At 35.6% G+C, this 15,255-nt stretch carries 14 protein-coding genes; 9 read left to right on the top strand and 5 right to left on the bottom strand.

The genetic code is table 11. The features are described from left to right. Nucleotides 1-168: 168 nt before the first annotated feature. Nucleotides 169-2,289 carry a M3 family metallopeptidase gene (locus PHO43_RS00070; RefSeq protein ID WP_288008752.1) on the bottom strand — a complete coding sequence of 707 codons (2,121 nt, stop codon included), beginning with the start codon at nt 2,287-2,289 and terminating at the stop codon, nt 169-171. 57 nt (nt 2,290-2,346) lie between these two features. Next, complete coding sequence (locus tag PHO43_RS00065; RefSeq protein WP_053826465.1) at nt 2,347-3,435, bottom strand: prolyl oligopeptidase family serine peptidase; 1,089 nt, start codon at nt 3,433-3,435, stop codon at nt 2,347-2,349. Between the two features lie 257 nt (nt 3,436-3,692). On the opposite strand from PHO43_RS00065, the gene PHO43_RS00060 reads away from it, so the two are divergent. Both PHO43_RS00060 and PHO43_RS00055 read left to right on the top strand, forming a co-directional pair. Then, the gene (locus PHO43_RS00060) at nt 3,693-4,070 is read left to right on the top strand and encodes a BlaI/MecI/CopY family transcriptional regulator (RefSeq protein WP_045090857.1); all 378 of its coding nucleotides are present in this window, start codon (nt 3,693-3,695) and stop codon (nt 4,068-4,070) included. A 208-nt stretch (nt 4,071-4,278) separates the two neighbouring features. Next, entirely contained in the window at nt 4,279-5,532 is a 1,254-nt protein-coding gene (locus tag PHO43_RS00055) for a M56 family metallopeptidase (RefSeq protein ID WP_288010933.1), read from the top strand. Nucleotides 5,533-5,576: 44 nt separating this feature from the next. On the opposite strand, the gene PHO43_RS00050 is transcribed toward PHO43_RS00055, so the two are convergent. After that, a complete protein-coding gene (locus PHO43_RS00050; RefSeq protein WP_288008754.1) occupies nt 5,577-7,235 on the bottom strand; it encodes a B12-binding domain-containing radical SAM protein in 1,659 nt (552 codons plus the stop codon). A 319-nt stretch (nt 7,236-7,554) separates the two neighbouring features. On the opposite strand from PHO43_RS00050, the gene PHO43_RS00045 reads away from it, so the two are divergent. Beyond that, nucleotides 7,555-7,971 carry a hypothetical protein gene (locus tag PHO43_RS00045; RefSeq protein WP_045089425.1) on the top strand — a complete coding sequence of 139 codons (417 nt, stop codon included), beginning with the start codon at nt 7,555-7,557 and terminating at the stop codon, nt 7,969-7,971. Between the two features lie 8 nt (nt 7,972-7,979). On the opposite strand, the gene PHO43_RS00040 is transcribed toward PHO43_RS00045, so the two are convergent. Then, nucleotides 7,980-8,762, bottom strand: a complete 783-nt coding sequence (locus PHO43_RS00040; RefSeq protein WP_288008756.1) for an MBL fold metallo-hydrolase — start codon at nt 8,760-8,762, stop codon at nt 7,980-7,982. 105 nt (nt 8,763-8,867) lie between these two features. Here PHO43_RS00040 and PHO43_RS00035 point away from each other — a divergent pair, with 105 nt between their 5' ends. Genes PHO43_RS00035 through PHO43_RS00025 form a run of 3 tightly spaced genes read left to right on the top strand, consistent with a single transcriptional unit; the run spans nt 8,868 to nt 12,021 of the window. Further along, on the top strand, nt 8,868-9,395 hold the full coding sequence (locus tag PHO43_RS00035) for a DUF4924 family protein (RefSeq protein WP_045089427.1): 528 nt from the start codon (nt 8,868-8,870) through the stop codon (nt 9,393-9,395). Nucleotides 9,396-9,437: 42 nt separating this feature from the next. Continuing rightward, nucleotides 9,438-10,400, top strand: a complete 963-nt coding sequence (gene rfbD / locus PHO43_RS00030) for a dTDP-4-dehydrorhamnose reductase (RefSeq protein ID WP_045089428.1) — start codon at nt 9,438-9,440, stop codon at nt 10,398-10,400. A 46-nt stretch (nt 10,401-10,446) separates the two neighbouring features. Continuing rightward, nucleotides 10,447-12,021: a peptide chain release factor 3 gene (locus tag PHO43_RS00025; protein WP_288010931.1), complete on the top strand. Its 1,575-nt coding sequence runs from the start codon at nt 10,447-10,449 to the stop codon at nt 12,019-12,021. Here the strand turns inward: PHO43_RS00025 and PHO43_RS00020 are convergent. After that, a complete protein-coding gene (locus PHO43_RS00020; protein WP_288010929.1) occupies nt 12,005-12,910 on the bottom strand; it encodes a mechanosensitive ion channel family protein in 906 nt (301 codons plus the stop codon). The two genes, PHO43_RS00025 and PHO43_RS00020, sit on opposite strands and share 17 nt — an antisense overlap. Before the next feature lie 83 nt (nt 12,911-12,993). Between PHO43_RS00020 and PHO43_RS00015 the strand changes: the two genes are divergently transcribed. The 3 genes from PHO43_RS00015 to PHO43_RS00005 all read left to right on the top strand — a co-directional run. After that, complete coding sequence (locus PHO43_RS00015; protein ID WP_288010927.1) at nt 12,994-13,833, top strand: tetratricopeptide repeat protein; 840 nt, start codon at nt 12,994-12,996, stop codon at nt 13,831-13,833. A gap of 36 nt (nt 13,834-13,869) precedes the next feature. Continuing rightward, nucleotides 13,870-14,733 (top strand): KPN_02809 family neutral zinc metallopeptidase, encoded by an 864-nt coding sequence (gene ypfJ, locus PHO43_RS00010; RefSeq protein WP_045089431.1) that lies wholly within the window; start codon nt 13,870-13,872, stop codon nt 14,731-14,733. A 310-nt stretch (nt 14,734-15,043) separates the two neighbouring features. Further along, the coding region (locus tag PHO43_RS00005) for an RteC domain-containing protein (protein WP_288010925.1) at nt 15,044-15,255 on the top strand (212 nt) is incomplete at its 3' end.

Below are 15,255 nucleotides of genomic sequence, written 5' to 3'. Positions count from 1 at the left end.
ATTCTTTAAGCAATTAACTCGATTTAAATGTAAAAACAGAGGCATCATTAATGCCTCTTTCTTTAAAGCGTGCAAATATACGTTTTTTTTATCTTTTTAAGAACAAAATCACCGGATTATTTTATTTTAAACGATCCGGTGATTTAATAATATAAAGTTGATTATTTCTTAGTCAATAAAACCTCTGTTTTGTAATAGAAATTTTGGATTTGGTTCTGCACCACGGAATTTCTTATAAAGAGTCATTGGGTCATCTGAGTTACCCTTTGATAAAATATTATCACGGAACAATTTCGCTGTGTTTTTATCAAATACACCATTCTCAACAAAAGCCTGGAACGCATCAGCATCAAGTACTTCTGCCCACAGGTATGCATAATATCCTGAAGAATAACCTCCGCTGAATATATGAGAGAAATAGGTACTGCGGTAACGTGGAATAATCTCTTCGATAAGACCGATCTTACTCATAGCTGCCTTTTCAAACTCACGTACATTAATGTCAGTTTTTTTAGTAAGTGTATGATAGTCCATATCCAGCAACGCAGCCGCAACAAGCTCTGTAGTATTAAAGCCCATATTAAAATTTGCAGCAGTGTTAATTTTTTCTATCAGTTCATCAGGAATAACTTCACCCGTCTCATAATGTTTAGCATATAACTTTATTACTTCAGGGTGGAAAGCCCAATGCTCCATTATTTGTGAAGGAAGTTCTACAAAGTCGCGCGAAACACTTGTTCCTGAAACTCCTGCATAATTAACATTAGACATCATCCCATGAAGAGCATGACCAAATTCATGGAATAGAGTTTCCACCTCATCAAGAGTCAACAGAGAAGGAGTGTTATCGGTTGGACGTGTAAAGTTGCCAACGTTAAAAATTAAAGGACGAATATTTTCTCCGTTTAATACCTGCTGACCTCTGAAACTGCTCATCCAGGCACCAGCGTTTTTACTTTCGCGAGGGAAGTAGTCGGTATAAAACACTGCCAGATGCGATCCATCTTCATCCAGAACTTCATAAGCTTCAACTTCCGGATGATAAACATCCACGTTATCCAGTTTTCTGAAATTCAGTCCCCACAGTCTGTTAGCAACTTCAAAAACACCTTCGCGAACATTTTCCATTTTGAAATATGGCTTTGTTTCTTCCTCGTTCAGATTGTACTTCTTTTCACGTAGTTTTTCGGTATAATACCACCAATCCCACGACTGAAGTTTAAAATTGCCACCTTCAGCATCAATAAGTTTCTGTAGTTCAGCAGCCTCTTTCTTAGCCTGTGGCAGAGCATAGTCCCACAGTTCGTTAAGCAGTTTATATACATTCTCAGGTGTTTTTGCCATGTTCTCATCAAGTGTATAATGAGCATGTGAATCATAACCCAAAAGATTAGCCTTTTCAATTCTAAGGTTTACTATATCATTGATAACTGCCTTATTGTCATTTTCATTATCGTTATCACCACGCATATACATTGCCTTATACAACTTTTCACGCAGATCACGGTTGTCAGCATATTGCAAGAATGGCAACCAACTTGGTTTTTGCAATCCAAACACCCATTTACCCTCTTCACCGGCTGCTTTTGCTGCACTGGCAGCTGTTGCTTTAACAGCCTCAGGCAGTCCTGCAAGATCTTCTTCGTTATCAATAACTAATTTATAACTGTTAGTCTCATTAAGAAGGTTATTTCCAAATCTCAGGGTTAATCCTGAAAGCTCTTTATTAATCTCACGTAATCTAGATTTATCATCTTCACTAAGCATAATACCCGAGCGAACAAAACTCTTATAATATTCGTCAAGCAGACGATACTGTTCTGTTGTCAGGTTCATTGATGCTGTATCATCATGAATAGCCTTAATGCGGGCAAAAAGCTGTTCGTTAAGATAGATATTATCGTTGTGTTCCGAGAGAATTGGCGACAACTCCTCAGCAAGAGCTCTTATTGAGTCGTTTGTATTTGCACCTCTTATTCCATAGAATACTCGTGATACACGAGTTAGTATTGCTCCACTATTGTCAAGTGCCTCGATTGTATTCTCGAAAGTAGGTTCTTCCGGGTTATTAATTATTGCGTTTACCTCTTCCGTCTGTTGTTTCATTCCTGCCATGAATGCAGGTTTGTAATCTTCAAAAGTGATTCTGTCAAACGGGGGAGTTCCATAAGGAGTGTCAAACTCTGTCAAGAAAATCGCTCCCTTTTCACCCGTTGCACCCTCTTTTTGCTGCGTATTGCAAGCTAATATTGCCATAGATGCGAATAAAATTAAAAATACTTTTTTCATTAAATTTATAAATTTGTTACGTATTTACTTAGCTAAGAGACAAAGGTAATAATTTTTTCAAAAACCATATGCTGCTTTTCGCATTTGTGCTTGAGATTTAAATGGTTTGGGAGGATTCAGATATCTTTCTAAAAATTTGTGCACAGTATATCTTATATCAGTTGCCTCCTTTGTATCAATCCTGTCAAAACCGTGACCACCTGATGCATTTTCGAAAATCTTATACTCAAATTTCTTATCATATATTTTCAGGGTTTCTATCATAAGTTTCACCTCTTCAACATAAACGTCATTGTCATTTGTGTTAGTGTAAATGAGTAGTGGTTTGCTCAAATTCTTAGCATAAGTTGTTGGGGATCTCCTCAAATACTCATCAGGGTTTTCATCTATCGATTCACCTATATGATATGGAGCAGTAAAATAATCAGAATAGCTCTTGTCATGCGATGCGAGTCTGTTCTCCAAATCACTAACCGGAACTCCTGCAAAAGCACAGCTATATTTATCGCCATATTGCAGGATTTGCATCAGCGATATCATGCCACCATGACTCCAGCCAACAATACCAACTCTTGTAGAGTCAACAATGTTATAATTTTCAATTATGTAATTACGGCTAGCCATAACATCATCATTTTCGCGTCCTCCATAGTCAATGTTCTCATAAGTTGCTTTACCGTAACCAGTACTTCCTCGATATTCAGCAGAAACTACAATATACCCCTGTGAAATAAACTCTCTTACAATATGATAGTAATAGGTTGAGAAGTTAGCATGAATGCCACTATGTGGTAGAACTATAAGTGGATATTTCTTTTTCCTGTTGATGTCTTTCGGAATAAACACATATGAATAAAACTGAAGCTTGTTTTCCGCGAATCTATCATTCTGATCTTTAGGTTTCCAGCGTGGACTGCTGGTTAGTCTAACTTTATCAATAAATGCTACATCACCCAGCCTCTCAAACCAAAGCAGATCATCTATCTGTTTTTCTAGTATATCAAAGCGGTGCTGATAATCCTCAACTGTTTTTTTTAATATGTCTATTGAATTGCGCGCAGAGTCATTTGTCAGAACCGGTGTTTGAGATGTAATCGTTAAACATACTTGTGTGAGTATTACTAAAATCAAGAGTTTTTTATTCATGGAACGATTTTATTATAAATGATTTAGCAAATATATAAATCAATGATAGCTTATGCAAAAAATTTATAAGGTATTTGAATATCAGTGTCATAAAATAATTTAGATATCTTTAACTAAAAGTTATAGTTTAAAAACTATAAGATATAGTTAATAAACTAATAATTATAGTTATGTTTGCATCTGAATTTATTTAGGAAAGTTTTTCTCAAGAAAAAGATAGTTTAAGTAAGTATACAAAATATAATATTATGCAGTCGATAAAAGAATTAACAGCCAAAGAAGAGGAGGTGATGCAATATTTTTGGGAATATGGACCACTGTTTGTTAAAGAGCTTGTTGAAAAATACCCTGATCCAAAACCCCACTTTAATACTTTATCAACTTATGTACGCTCATTAGAAGAAAAAGGTTATTTGTCACACACTACTTTTGGTACTACATACAGATATTTTGTTGTTATAAGTAAGGAAGATTACAGGAAAGGTAACTTAAAAAGTGTGATTAAAAAGTATTTTGATAACTCTTATCTGAGTGTTGTATCATCTTTGATTAAGGACGATAATATTTCGGTAGATGAAGTTCGAAAACTTCTTGATGAAGTTGAAAAATTAAGTAGTAAAACGTCTAAAAAATAATGATATGGAACCTGTTCTGTTATACATGCTTCGATCATCCATAATTCTGTCACTGTTTTATGGTTTTTATAAACTCTTCTTCTGTAAAAATACATTTCACACAGTAAATCGTTGTTTATTAATAATTATACTGTTTATTAGTGTAATACTCCCATTTTTTCATTTTGATTTTTTACCAAATAATGTGCAAGAAGGGAGTTCTTATATAATGGATTTATCTCTACTTGAAAGTTTTGATCAATTGGAGGTTAATCAGCACTCCACTGTAATTCCGTGGATTCTGATTATCTCTACAATATTATTGTCGGGAGCGCTATTCTTTCTATGTCGATACATTATTGGATTGATACAGATCATAAAGATAATTCAAGGTTCTGAGAAGCATCTGATTACTTATAATATAAATCTTTGTATTTCAGACAGTGAAGTGGCTCCTTTTAGTTGGTTGAATTATATTGTAATATCCAGACGGGATTATAACACCGACATAGATGGAGCTATTATTCGCCATGAAAAAGTTCATATTCTAAAGAATCACTCTGCAGATTTGATTCTTGTTGACCTCTTTACATGCCTGTTTTGGTTCAATCCATTTTCATGGTTGCTTAAACGCGAAATACAGTCAGTTCACGAATTTCAGGCTGATGAAGAGGTTATTAATAATGGCGTCGACATAAAACTATATCAACTTTTATTAATCCGCAAAAGCGTGGGGGAACATACGTTTGCTCTGGCAAATAATTTCCGTAAGCGCGATTTGCACAAAAGAATTACTATGATGATTAAAACAAAAACAAACAACCGAAAGAAATGGGCTTATACAGCTGTTTTGCCTGTTTTACTACTTTCTATGATTGTACTTTCAATTCCTAAACTTAATGCCCAAACAGTTGAAGAAGAGCCTGCAAAGCCAATTAAAGTGGTTAGAACTCTATCGATGGATTCTGTGTTAGTTGAAGTTGATACTGACGTTGTGAAAATTAGTGAAACAAAAATTGACACTTTAACAAGAGTCAGAAAAGAAATTCAAACAGAGATTCAATTGAGAGGAGAAGGTGTTGATAATCTACTTTATATTGTTGATGGTGAAAAGGTTACAAAAGAGGCGATTAAAAAAATCAACCCAAATGATATCCTAGCAGTTAATGTATTGAAAAGCAAAGCATCAATAGAACAATATGGCGAAGAGGGCAAGGATGGAGTAATTATAATAACAACTAAAAGCAATCCGAATATAAGTGAAATTGAAATCAATGAGGGTGTTAAAAAAAATATTGAAAAACGTTTGATTATTATAGATGGAGAAAAAATGCCTAAGGATTTCGACCTGAATATTAAAGATTCAACAGATATAGAAAGTGTAACTGTTTTAAAAGATGAACCTGCAGTTGATAAGTATGGTGAAGAAGGTAATAATGGAGTGATTATAATTAAACGAAAAATCAAAAAACAAACCAAGTAAAAAAAATAATATAGAGGCTATCAATATAATCTTATACTATTATATCAGAAATAAACTAACTCTTGTTTCTTATTCCCGAAGAATATTGTCAATAAGTAACCACCATCTTTAAGAGGGTTTATAGCAGTTTGTTTCTCTATAATTTTTCTAGTTAAGTTATGCTTACTCAGGAAGTCTTTATCCTGACCAATTGTATAGAGGAGCTTTTTACGCTCAGCTTTACTGATATCATCAGACCAATATCCAGTTGGTCTGATTTTAAAATTTGAGTAATAATCTTCACGTAGAAAATCACAAGCATCAATTCCTTTGGATTTAAGAAACTGATCAAGATAGTTAAACAGATCCTCAAGCTGATACCCCATACGTGGTAAATTTTTTACTTTGTAATAATGCCCCATCTCATCAAAAAAATCGAAGTATTTGTCAAAATAGGGACCTTCAAACAAAAAATTCATTGTTGAAGCGAATCTACCGCTATTCCAAAACTTGTCAAGTGCCTCTTCAACATCTCTTATTCTTTCTAACTCTACTTCCGAAATATCATTACCAGAAATAATCTCATATGGTGCTTCATTGTAAAACTTATATCCATAAATCAAAGCATCTCTTCGTAGATTTGTACCTCTCAACAGCTTTAAAAATCCTAACTGCACCTCTTTTGCTCTCAAACGAAATACATCATTAAAAGACTTTCTGAATCGGTCAAAAGTCTCAAAAGGCAAACCCGCAATCAAATCTAAATGGAGATCAATAACATCTCCTTTCATGATTTTCTCTATATTGGAAGATAATAATGAGAAATTCTGATTTCTTTTTACAGCAACATTGGTAGGTTCATGAGTAGATTGAATTCCTATTTCAAATCTGAAATAGTTTTTAGGAACTTTGCTGTTCAGATACTCAATAGTTTCATCATTCAACAGGTCGGCATAAATTTCAAACTGGCAGTTCAGACCAGGTCTGTGATTTTCAATAAGAAAATCAAATACTGTCATGGTATGTTTTTTATTGAGATTGAAGGTGCGATCTAAAAACTTGATCTGTTTTACATCACTATCAATAAGGTACTTTAAATTCTCCACAATATATTCTCCGGGAAAATATCTCACTCCTTTTTCCAGCGATGACAAACAGTATTGGCAAGAGTATGGACAACCTCTTGAGGTTTCGAAATAAGTTATCCTGTTCCTGCGTTCATTATTATCAAATTCCAACCGATATGGAGATGGAAATTTTATCAGTTCAGTAATATCCGCCTGTGCAGTCTTATAACTGATGTTGTATTTTGATGAAACACTATCAATATTCAGGTTATTGCCTTTTTGCAAAGCATCAAGCAACTGCCCCAATACAAATTCACCTTCACCGCTTACTACATAGTCAACATCCCAGTTATTAATAAAAAACTGAGGTTCATAACTAACTTCTGGACCACCAGTAATTATTATTATATCAGGATTTTGCTCTTTTAGTATTTTGGCAAGTTCACGACTTTGTTTCACATTCCAAATAGAGACACTTATCCCTACAACATCATATCCTCCCTCCAAGATATTATCTGCCACGACAGATACGCTCTCCTTTATAGTATATTCGCTAAAAGACAGGTCAAACCGGTCTTTATTTACAACATAAAGCCAGCGCAATGCCATAGATGTATGAATATATTTAGCATTAAAAGTGGTGAGATGAACTTTCATTGTGGTTTGTTATTTTACAACAACAAAGATAATGAAAACCGTCGCATGAAAGATAGCTTTTTCTTAATTGGTTCTTGATTCGTTCTTATCTGGTTCTTATATTCTCCTTTTATATAAGAGAAAATAGTGGAGTAGGAATAAACTTTTAGTGTCTGAAATAAGGCTAAGTTAATAATGAAGTTTTATGTTAAAAATGTTAATTGTGTTTGATTATTGAAAATAATAATTATATTTGTTAACCGTTAAACTCCTTAAATTACACAAGTTTATAGTTCGTACTGTTAAGGCATCTAACTATAAACATAAAACACCAACGATTATGATGAAAAACAGAGTCTATTTAAAGAAAAACGGAAGGCATCCTTTCAGAATTCCTTTGATGGTGTTGTTTGTCTCACTCCTAACTTTTAACATTACAGATGCTAAAGGCGATGATGTTAAACCAAATGGTAATAATATTACTGTCTCCGGCTATGTAACTTGTCAGGGTGAAAGAATTTCCGATGTTCTAATTGAAGCAGTGTCCACAAGTGAGGAAACAATCTCTGATAAAGAGGGGAAATTTTCTATTGAAGTAGTTAAAGGTGGTGTTATCACCTTTCAGAAAGATGGTTATGTAACTTATGAGTATCTTGCTGATGAGCCTCGTGACAACATGGTTATCTGTTTACAGGTTGTAGTTGAACCGGAAGAAAACAGTGAGGCTGTTATTATTATTCATACCAAGAAAGAGTAGGGAATTGATTAAAACTTTCCCGTAGTAGTATATGCATCGTGATAAAAAATCAGGGTGCGATTATCAGCTTTGGCTTTGTCCATAAATCGCTTTTTCTCCTCCATTGCAACAACCATACTGTTGTCGTATGCACATAACCAACTTAATTGCAGGTTTAGAGATGTAGGTACAACATCACCGGGGAAAGCATATTTACCATCCTCATTTTCAAACAATACGGCAATCTGTCCGGGCGTGTGACCATCATACAGTTCTAACCTTATATTTTCATCTAATTGAATATCTTCGAGAACAAACTTCAATTGTCCAGCATCATATACAGGTTCAATATTATCTGCGAAAAATGACCCTTTCTCAAAAAGTGATGGCTTGCGATAATTATTCCACTGTTTTAGACTAACGTGATATGTGGCGTTCGGGTATGCAGGAACAGCTTCATTGTCATCATTTAATATAGTGCTTCCCCCACAATGATCAAAATGCAGGTGAGATATGATCACGTCTGTCACTTCTTCCGGCTCATAGCCTATTTTACGTATTTCATCACGAATATCTACTGTATTGTGTGGTTGAAAGAATTTTAATTTGTTATTGTGTTTATTACCCAGACCGTTATCAATTAGGATACGGCGAGATTCGGTTTCGATAAAAAGGCAGCGCATCGACATAACGCACATATTGTTTTCGTCTGTTTTATACTTGGCAGACCAATACTTTTTTGGTACAGCGCCAAACATAACACCTCCATCTCCCATGAAATATCCCGATTCAATAATATGATACTTGAGCATAATTGTTGTATTTTTGTAGCAAATTTAATATTTCGAAGTGATATTTGATTAAATGATTGTTTGATTTGCATGAATTAATCAGTAGCTGAACGAAAATTTGTAAGAATGAGAATTCCCGTAAAGAGAGAAAATATTGCAGAATATCTGCTATTTATGTGGCAGACAGAAGACCTCATAAGAGCATATAAACTTGATATAGATAAAATTCAACAATCAGTTATCGATTCTGTATATCAGTCTGTTGAAGAAAGAAAGAATGCCAGAGACTGGTACGAAGGTTTAATAATAATGATGAAGTCAGAGGGTGTCCAGGAAAAAGGACATCTTCAGATAAATAAAAATATCATTATTGATCTTACTGATATTCATCTACGTCTTCTGAAAGATCCTAAGGAATCGGAATATATTGGAGTGTATTATAACACTCTACCTTATATAGTTGAACTCAGATCTAAAACTACAGATAAAGAGGTTCCGGAACTTGAGACATGTTTCACAGCGCTATATGGTTATATGTTGCTAAATATTCAAAAAAAAGAAATTTCAAAAGAGACACAGGCTGCTATCACTCAAATTACTTCTTTACTCCGTCTGCTTTCAAAAAAATATAAAGAGATCGATCAGCAGGAGTAATGAGCTACATTTTATAAAGCAATAGGAATAAATTTTTTCATAATGGCAATAATTTCAGAGGCAATTAAATTGTTGGGTAGAACAGGTAAAGAGACCCTGAAGCAGCAGTTTTTTTATGGATTGATTGAGAAAAGAGTACTGGTAACAGGCGCTAATGGTCAGCTTGGTAAAGAACTTAAAGAAATATCACAACAGGTAAATATGCCTTTTAAGTTCTATTTTACTGATATGGACAGTCTGGATATTACAGATCGTGACCAGGTTGATGAATTTGTGAGTGTAAACAAAATAGAATATATAATCAATTGTGCGGCATATACTGCTGTGGATAAGGCTGAGTCCGACAGTGACAAGGCCTTTGCAGTTAATGTAAACGGTATTGAAAACATTGCAATAGCTTCGAGAAAATATAACATAAAGGTAATTCATATCTCGACCGATTTTGTTTTTGATGGTGAATCAAGAATCCCTTACAAGGAGAATGACTCTGTAAATCCATTATCTGTTTACGGTGAATCAAAGTTAGAGGGAGAGAGAGTTCTGCAATCAATGTCACCAGAGTGGATAATAATCCGAACAAGCTGGTTATATTCAACTTATGGCGATAATTTTGTGAAGTCGATGATACGCCTCATGACCGAAAGGGATTCTCTCAAAGTTGTAGAGGATGAAATTGGGTCACCCACATATGCAGGTGATCTTGCAGAGATGATTATACATATACTTCAATATTCTGAAGAAAAAGACTGGAAAACAGGTCTTTACCATTTTGCAAACAGAGGAGAGGTATCGAGATTTGATTTTGCATTAAAGATAAAGGATGCAACAGGCATAGAGGATTGTGAAGTTTCTTCTATAACATCAAAAGAGTATGGTGCTCCAGCTAAGCGACCTGCATATAGCGTTTTAGATGTTACAAAAATTTCGGGTGCTTTTAAAGTGGAAATCCCAAACTGGGAGGAAAGTTTAATGCGCTGTATAGAAAAACTTAATAGCTATCAATAGAGATAAACAAAATAAAGAAAGAGAAAATAGAATTTAGAATAACCAGATGGACTTGAAAAAAGAGATATTAAAGAGACGGACATTTGCAGTGATTAGTCACCCCGACGCCGGTAAAACTACACTAACTGAAAAGCTTTTGCTTTTCGGAGGTGCAATTCATGTTGCAGGTGCTGTTAAATCAAACAAGATAAAGAAAACTGCCACATCAGACTGGATGGAGATTGAAAAGCAAAGAGGTATATCTGTTGCTACATCTGTGATGGGTTTTGATTATAATGACTATAAAATAAATATTCTTGATACACCGGGACATCAGGATTTTGCGGAAGATACATTTCGTACACTCACAGCAGTTGATAGTGTTATTGTTGTGGTTGATGTGGCAAAGGGGGTTGAGACGCAGACTCGTCGACTCATGGAGGTTTGCCGTATGCGGAACACTCCTGTGATGGTTTTTGTTAATAAACTTGACAGGGAGGGTAAAGATCCATTTGAAATTCTTGATGAGCTTGAAGAGGAGCTGCAGATAAATGTGCGACCCTTAAGTTGGCCAATTGATATGGGTGACAGGTTTCGCGGTGTATATAATATATATAGAAACAGTCTGGATCTGTATAAGCCCAGTAAACAGGTTGTTACAGAGTCGGTGCATCTTGACATCGAATCTCCTGAACTTGAGAAACATATATCTGCCGATCTGGCAGGAAAACTGAGAGGTGAGGTTGAGCTTATTACTGAAGTTTACCCTGAATTCAACCGTGATGAATATCTGGCTGGTAAACTTGCTCCCGTGTTTTTTGGTTCTGCTCTTAATAATTTTGGAGTAAAAGAGCTGCTGGATTGTTTTGTGGAAATTGCACCTTCACCCCGAAAAATTGAAGCTGTGGAAAGAGTGGTTGAACCACTGGAGGAGGATTTTACAGGCTTTATCTTTAAAATACATGCCAATATGGATCCAAACCACAGATCACGTTTAGCTTTTGTAAAGGTATGTTCAGGAAAGTTCGAGAGAAATGTAAACTATAAACATGTTCGTTTCAACAGAATGATGAAGTTTTCTTCGCCAACTGCTTTCATGGCACAGAAAAAAGAGATTCTTGATGAAGCATATGCCGGAGATATAGTTGGTTTGCCGGATACCGGAAATTTTAAAATTGGTGATACATTAACTTCCGGTGAAGAACTTCACTTCAAAGGTTTACCGAGCTTCTCTCCTGAAATGTTTAAATATATAGAAAATGCTGATCCTCTTAAATCAAAACAGCTTCAAAAGGGAGTAGAGCAGCTTATGGATGAGGGTGTTGCTCAGTTGTTTACTAATCAGTTTAATGGTAGAAAGATTATTGGTACAGTTGGTCAGCTTCAGTTTGAAGTAATTGAATATCGTTTACTTCATGAATACGGTGCGCAGTGCCGCTGGCAACCAATTCAGCTTTATAAGGCTTGCTGGATTGAGAGCGATGATAAGGAGCAGCTTGATGATTTTAAAAAGCGTAAGTATCAGTATATGGCTAAAGACAAGCAGGGTAGGGATGTTTTTCTAGCAGAGTCAAATTATATTCTTATGATGGCTCAGCAGGATTTCAAGAATATCCGCTTCCACTTCAGCTCTGAGTATTAGCCATATGCACTGTAACCTGCTGTAGGGAAGAGATCATGCCCTTGTCATACAGTTTCTTATAGAACAATTCCGTAAGATCATGATTTACTTCCCACAGATCGCTGCTTTTTGCCCATACCCTAACGGTGAATTCAAGCGATGTGGGATTTATTTTGGTCATTCTTGCAAATGGAGAGGGCTGCTTTAGTACTTTTGGGTGAGAACCAGCAATATCTTTAAGCAATGATTTTACCTCATCAATATTACTTCCATAGTCAACGTTAATCACAATGACAGTACGTAGTGTACCATCCATACTCCTGTTATTGATAATATTGCCTGTGGATAAAGGACCATTAGGAATATATACGGTCTTATTGTCACCTGTCCTGAGAATAGTATGTAAAATGCCAATGCTTTCAACTGTTCCCTCAAGGTTCTGTGTAGTTATATAATCACCACCTTTAAAAGGTTTGCTAAGCAGAATCATTACTCCTCCTGCAAAATTTGCCAGGTTATCTTTCATAGCCAGACCAATTGCCAAGCCAACGGAGGCGATTATTGCCGCAATTGAAACCGTTTTTACACCTACTGCATTAATAATTATCATGAATAGAACTGCATACAGGAATGTTTGAAGCACTGTTCTGAGAAATCCTTTTAGAACTGTATCCCAGGAACTTTTGCTTATCACTCTATTGAAGAAACCAACAATCTTTGATATTATAAAACGACCGATTATAAATATCAGAATTGCAACAAAAATGTATATTATTAATTCTATACTCCATGTAAGGGCATTATCAAGGATCTGATTGATATTACCCTCTTTTACCAATTCTCCAAAAGTTAGTGGAGCATTAACTACCAGGCTGTCGACCGGTATTATAGTCTGCAGTAGTGTAGACATTTACATCTATATTTTAAGGATTTGATAAATATTAAACGCAAAAATACAAAAAAACGTCTATTTTTGTTCTTAATATCCCTTGTATGATAAAAATGAAATATATAATTACCCTTTTACTACTCTGCTCAGCAACCCTAAACTCTTATGCACAATCACTTAGTTACATGGATTGGGTTGATCGGTCTGCTAAATATATCGAAAACAATAAGTTAGACAGTGCTGCCATCGCTTTGTACAATGCTATGTCACTTGAACCTGCACATGAAAGTAATCCTGTATTGCTGTTGAATTTAGGGATACTGCAGCGTCAGCTTGGGCAGTATGACGATTCCTATATCTCATTCACAGCTTCGCTTACGAACAATCCGATTCCTGATATTGTTCTACACAACAGAGCGTCTCTTTTGGTTGATATGGGCAGATATGAAGAGGCAATGGAAGATTATAATGCAATACTTGTGGATTTTCCTCATGATGTTGAAGCCTTTTACCGCAGGGGGGTACTTCATCTGGAAAATCATGACAGGGTAAAAGCAGAGGCCGATTTTAAAAGATCTGAGGAGATTGACCCTGACAATATGTTCACTAAACTGAGTAAGGCATTAATTTTTAAACTTGATGACAGATGGGAGGATGCAGAAAAGATTTACACTAATTTGATTAATAATGAACCTAATCCAGATCCTATTTTTTATATGAACAGAGCAGAGTGTTATGTGAATACTAATCAAATGTTTAAAGCATCTGCCGACTTGCGTTCACTTGGTGATACTCAAAGGAATAACCCATATTTTTACTTTTTAAGGGGGAGAGTGCGACTCGAACAATTTGATAAGGTTGCTGCCAAGGCTGACTTTGAAAAGGCTAAAACACTTGGTTATGACTCATCTATTGTGAACGAGTGGCTTAAGAAAATAGAATGAATATTCAGTATTAACTAAAACCAAACTTTATTTACTATGAAATGGGTCAGAAGAAACGATAGTGAAGCCAACTATGAAGACAGAAGAGGCAGGGGTAGTGGAAGAAAGGCTGCAATAGGTGGAGCAGGGGCTATTATTGTTGCTCTGATAGCACTACTGCTTGGTCAGAATCCTTTTGAGGCAGTAAATATGGTGAATAGTATTTCACCAGGGGGTGAATCGACCGAGATTGTTGATCCTTCAAGAGTAAATGAAAATGAAGAGCTAAAAGTGTTCACACTTGGAGTGTTTAATAGCGCAAATGAGGTGTGGAGTGAGATTTTCAGAACTCAACTGCAACAGAGTTATCAAAATCCAACTCTCGTAACATTTACTGATGCCACAATATCTGAATGTGGAGGAGCAACCTCTTCAGTTGGTCCGTTCTATTGTCCGGGAGATCAAAAAATGTATATCGACCTGAACTTCTTTCATCAGCTGAGAAATGATTTTGGAGCAAAAGGTGATCTGGCGATGGCTTATGTAACAGCTCATGAAGTGGGACATCATGTGCAAAAACTACTGGGCATTCTTGATCAGGTTAATCAGTACAGAGGTAGAATAAGTGAAACAGAATTCAACAAGTTAAATGTGAAACTTGAACTTCAGGCTGATTTCCTAGCCGGTGTATGGGTTTATCATGCACAACGTATGAACATAATTAAATTGGAGCCAGGTGACCTTGAGTCAGCAATTAGTGCTACAACTGCTGTAGGTGATGATACAATTCAAAAACGTTCAATGGGATATACTGTACCCGATTCATTTACGCATGGAACTTCTGCTGAACGTACTTATTGGTTCAGACTGGGTATGGAGACCGGTGATATAAGCAGAGGTGACACTTTTAATAATATCTGAAACTGATATTTCATATATTTTCAATTCTGCCTCTGAATGTGAAATATCAGAGTATATAATAATCTACGTTTGTTCAAACTCATCATAATCATTATAGATGACACTGTAACTTATTCGCTGTGGCTTTCCGATCATATATAATCTTATATCTCTCCCAGATATCTTCACCAATAGTACATACGCTGCTCATAATATTATCACCCTTGGTAAGTGAAAAATGACTTGAAACTTTATAGAATGTTTACCAAAATATATTTCCATAATTTTGTAACAATCTTTAAGTGAGGGAGATAAATATCACATAACATACATGTGTGAACTGATCTATGCACTCTATGCCAATGATGCCATTTCGCACGGGAAAATAGGTATCCGTAAAATCAGCTCTATATTTCAAGTCCTCTTTCGTGTTTCACTGAATGACATCCATAACAGTTTCCACCGGATGAAAACCCGTGCTGGCTCACGGACATTGTTTTTGGATCAGCTAAAATTTAGTTTGGAGGAATATATGGACAGGGA

The sequence above is a fragment of the Lascolabacillus sp. genome, assembly GCF_028696275.1.
Taxonomy (GTDB): domain Bacteria; phylum Bacteroidota; class Bacteroidia; order Bacteroidales; family Dysgonomonadaceae; genus Proteiniphilum; species Proteiniphilum massiliensis.
Note: the sequence above shows the minus strand (reverse complement) of the source record. Positions and strands in the feature narration are given on the sequence as shown.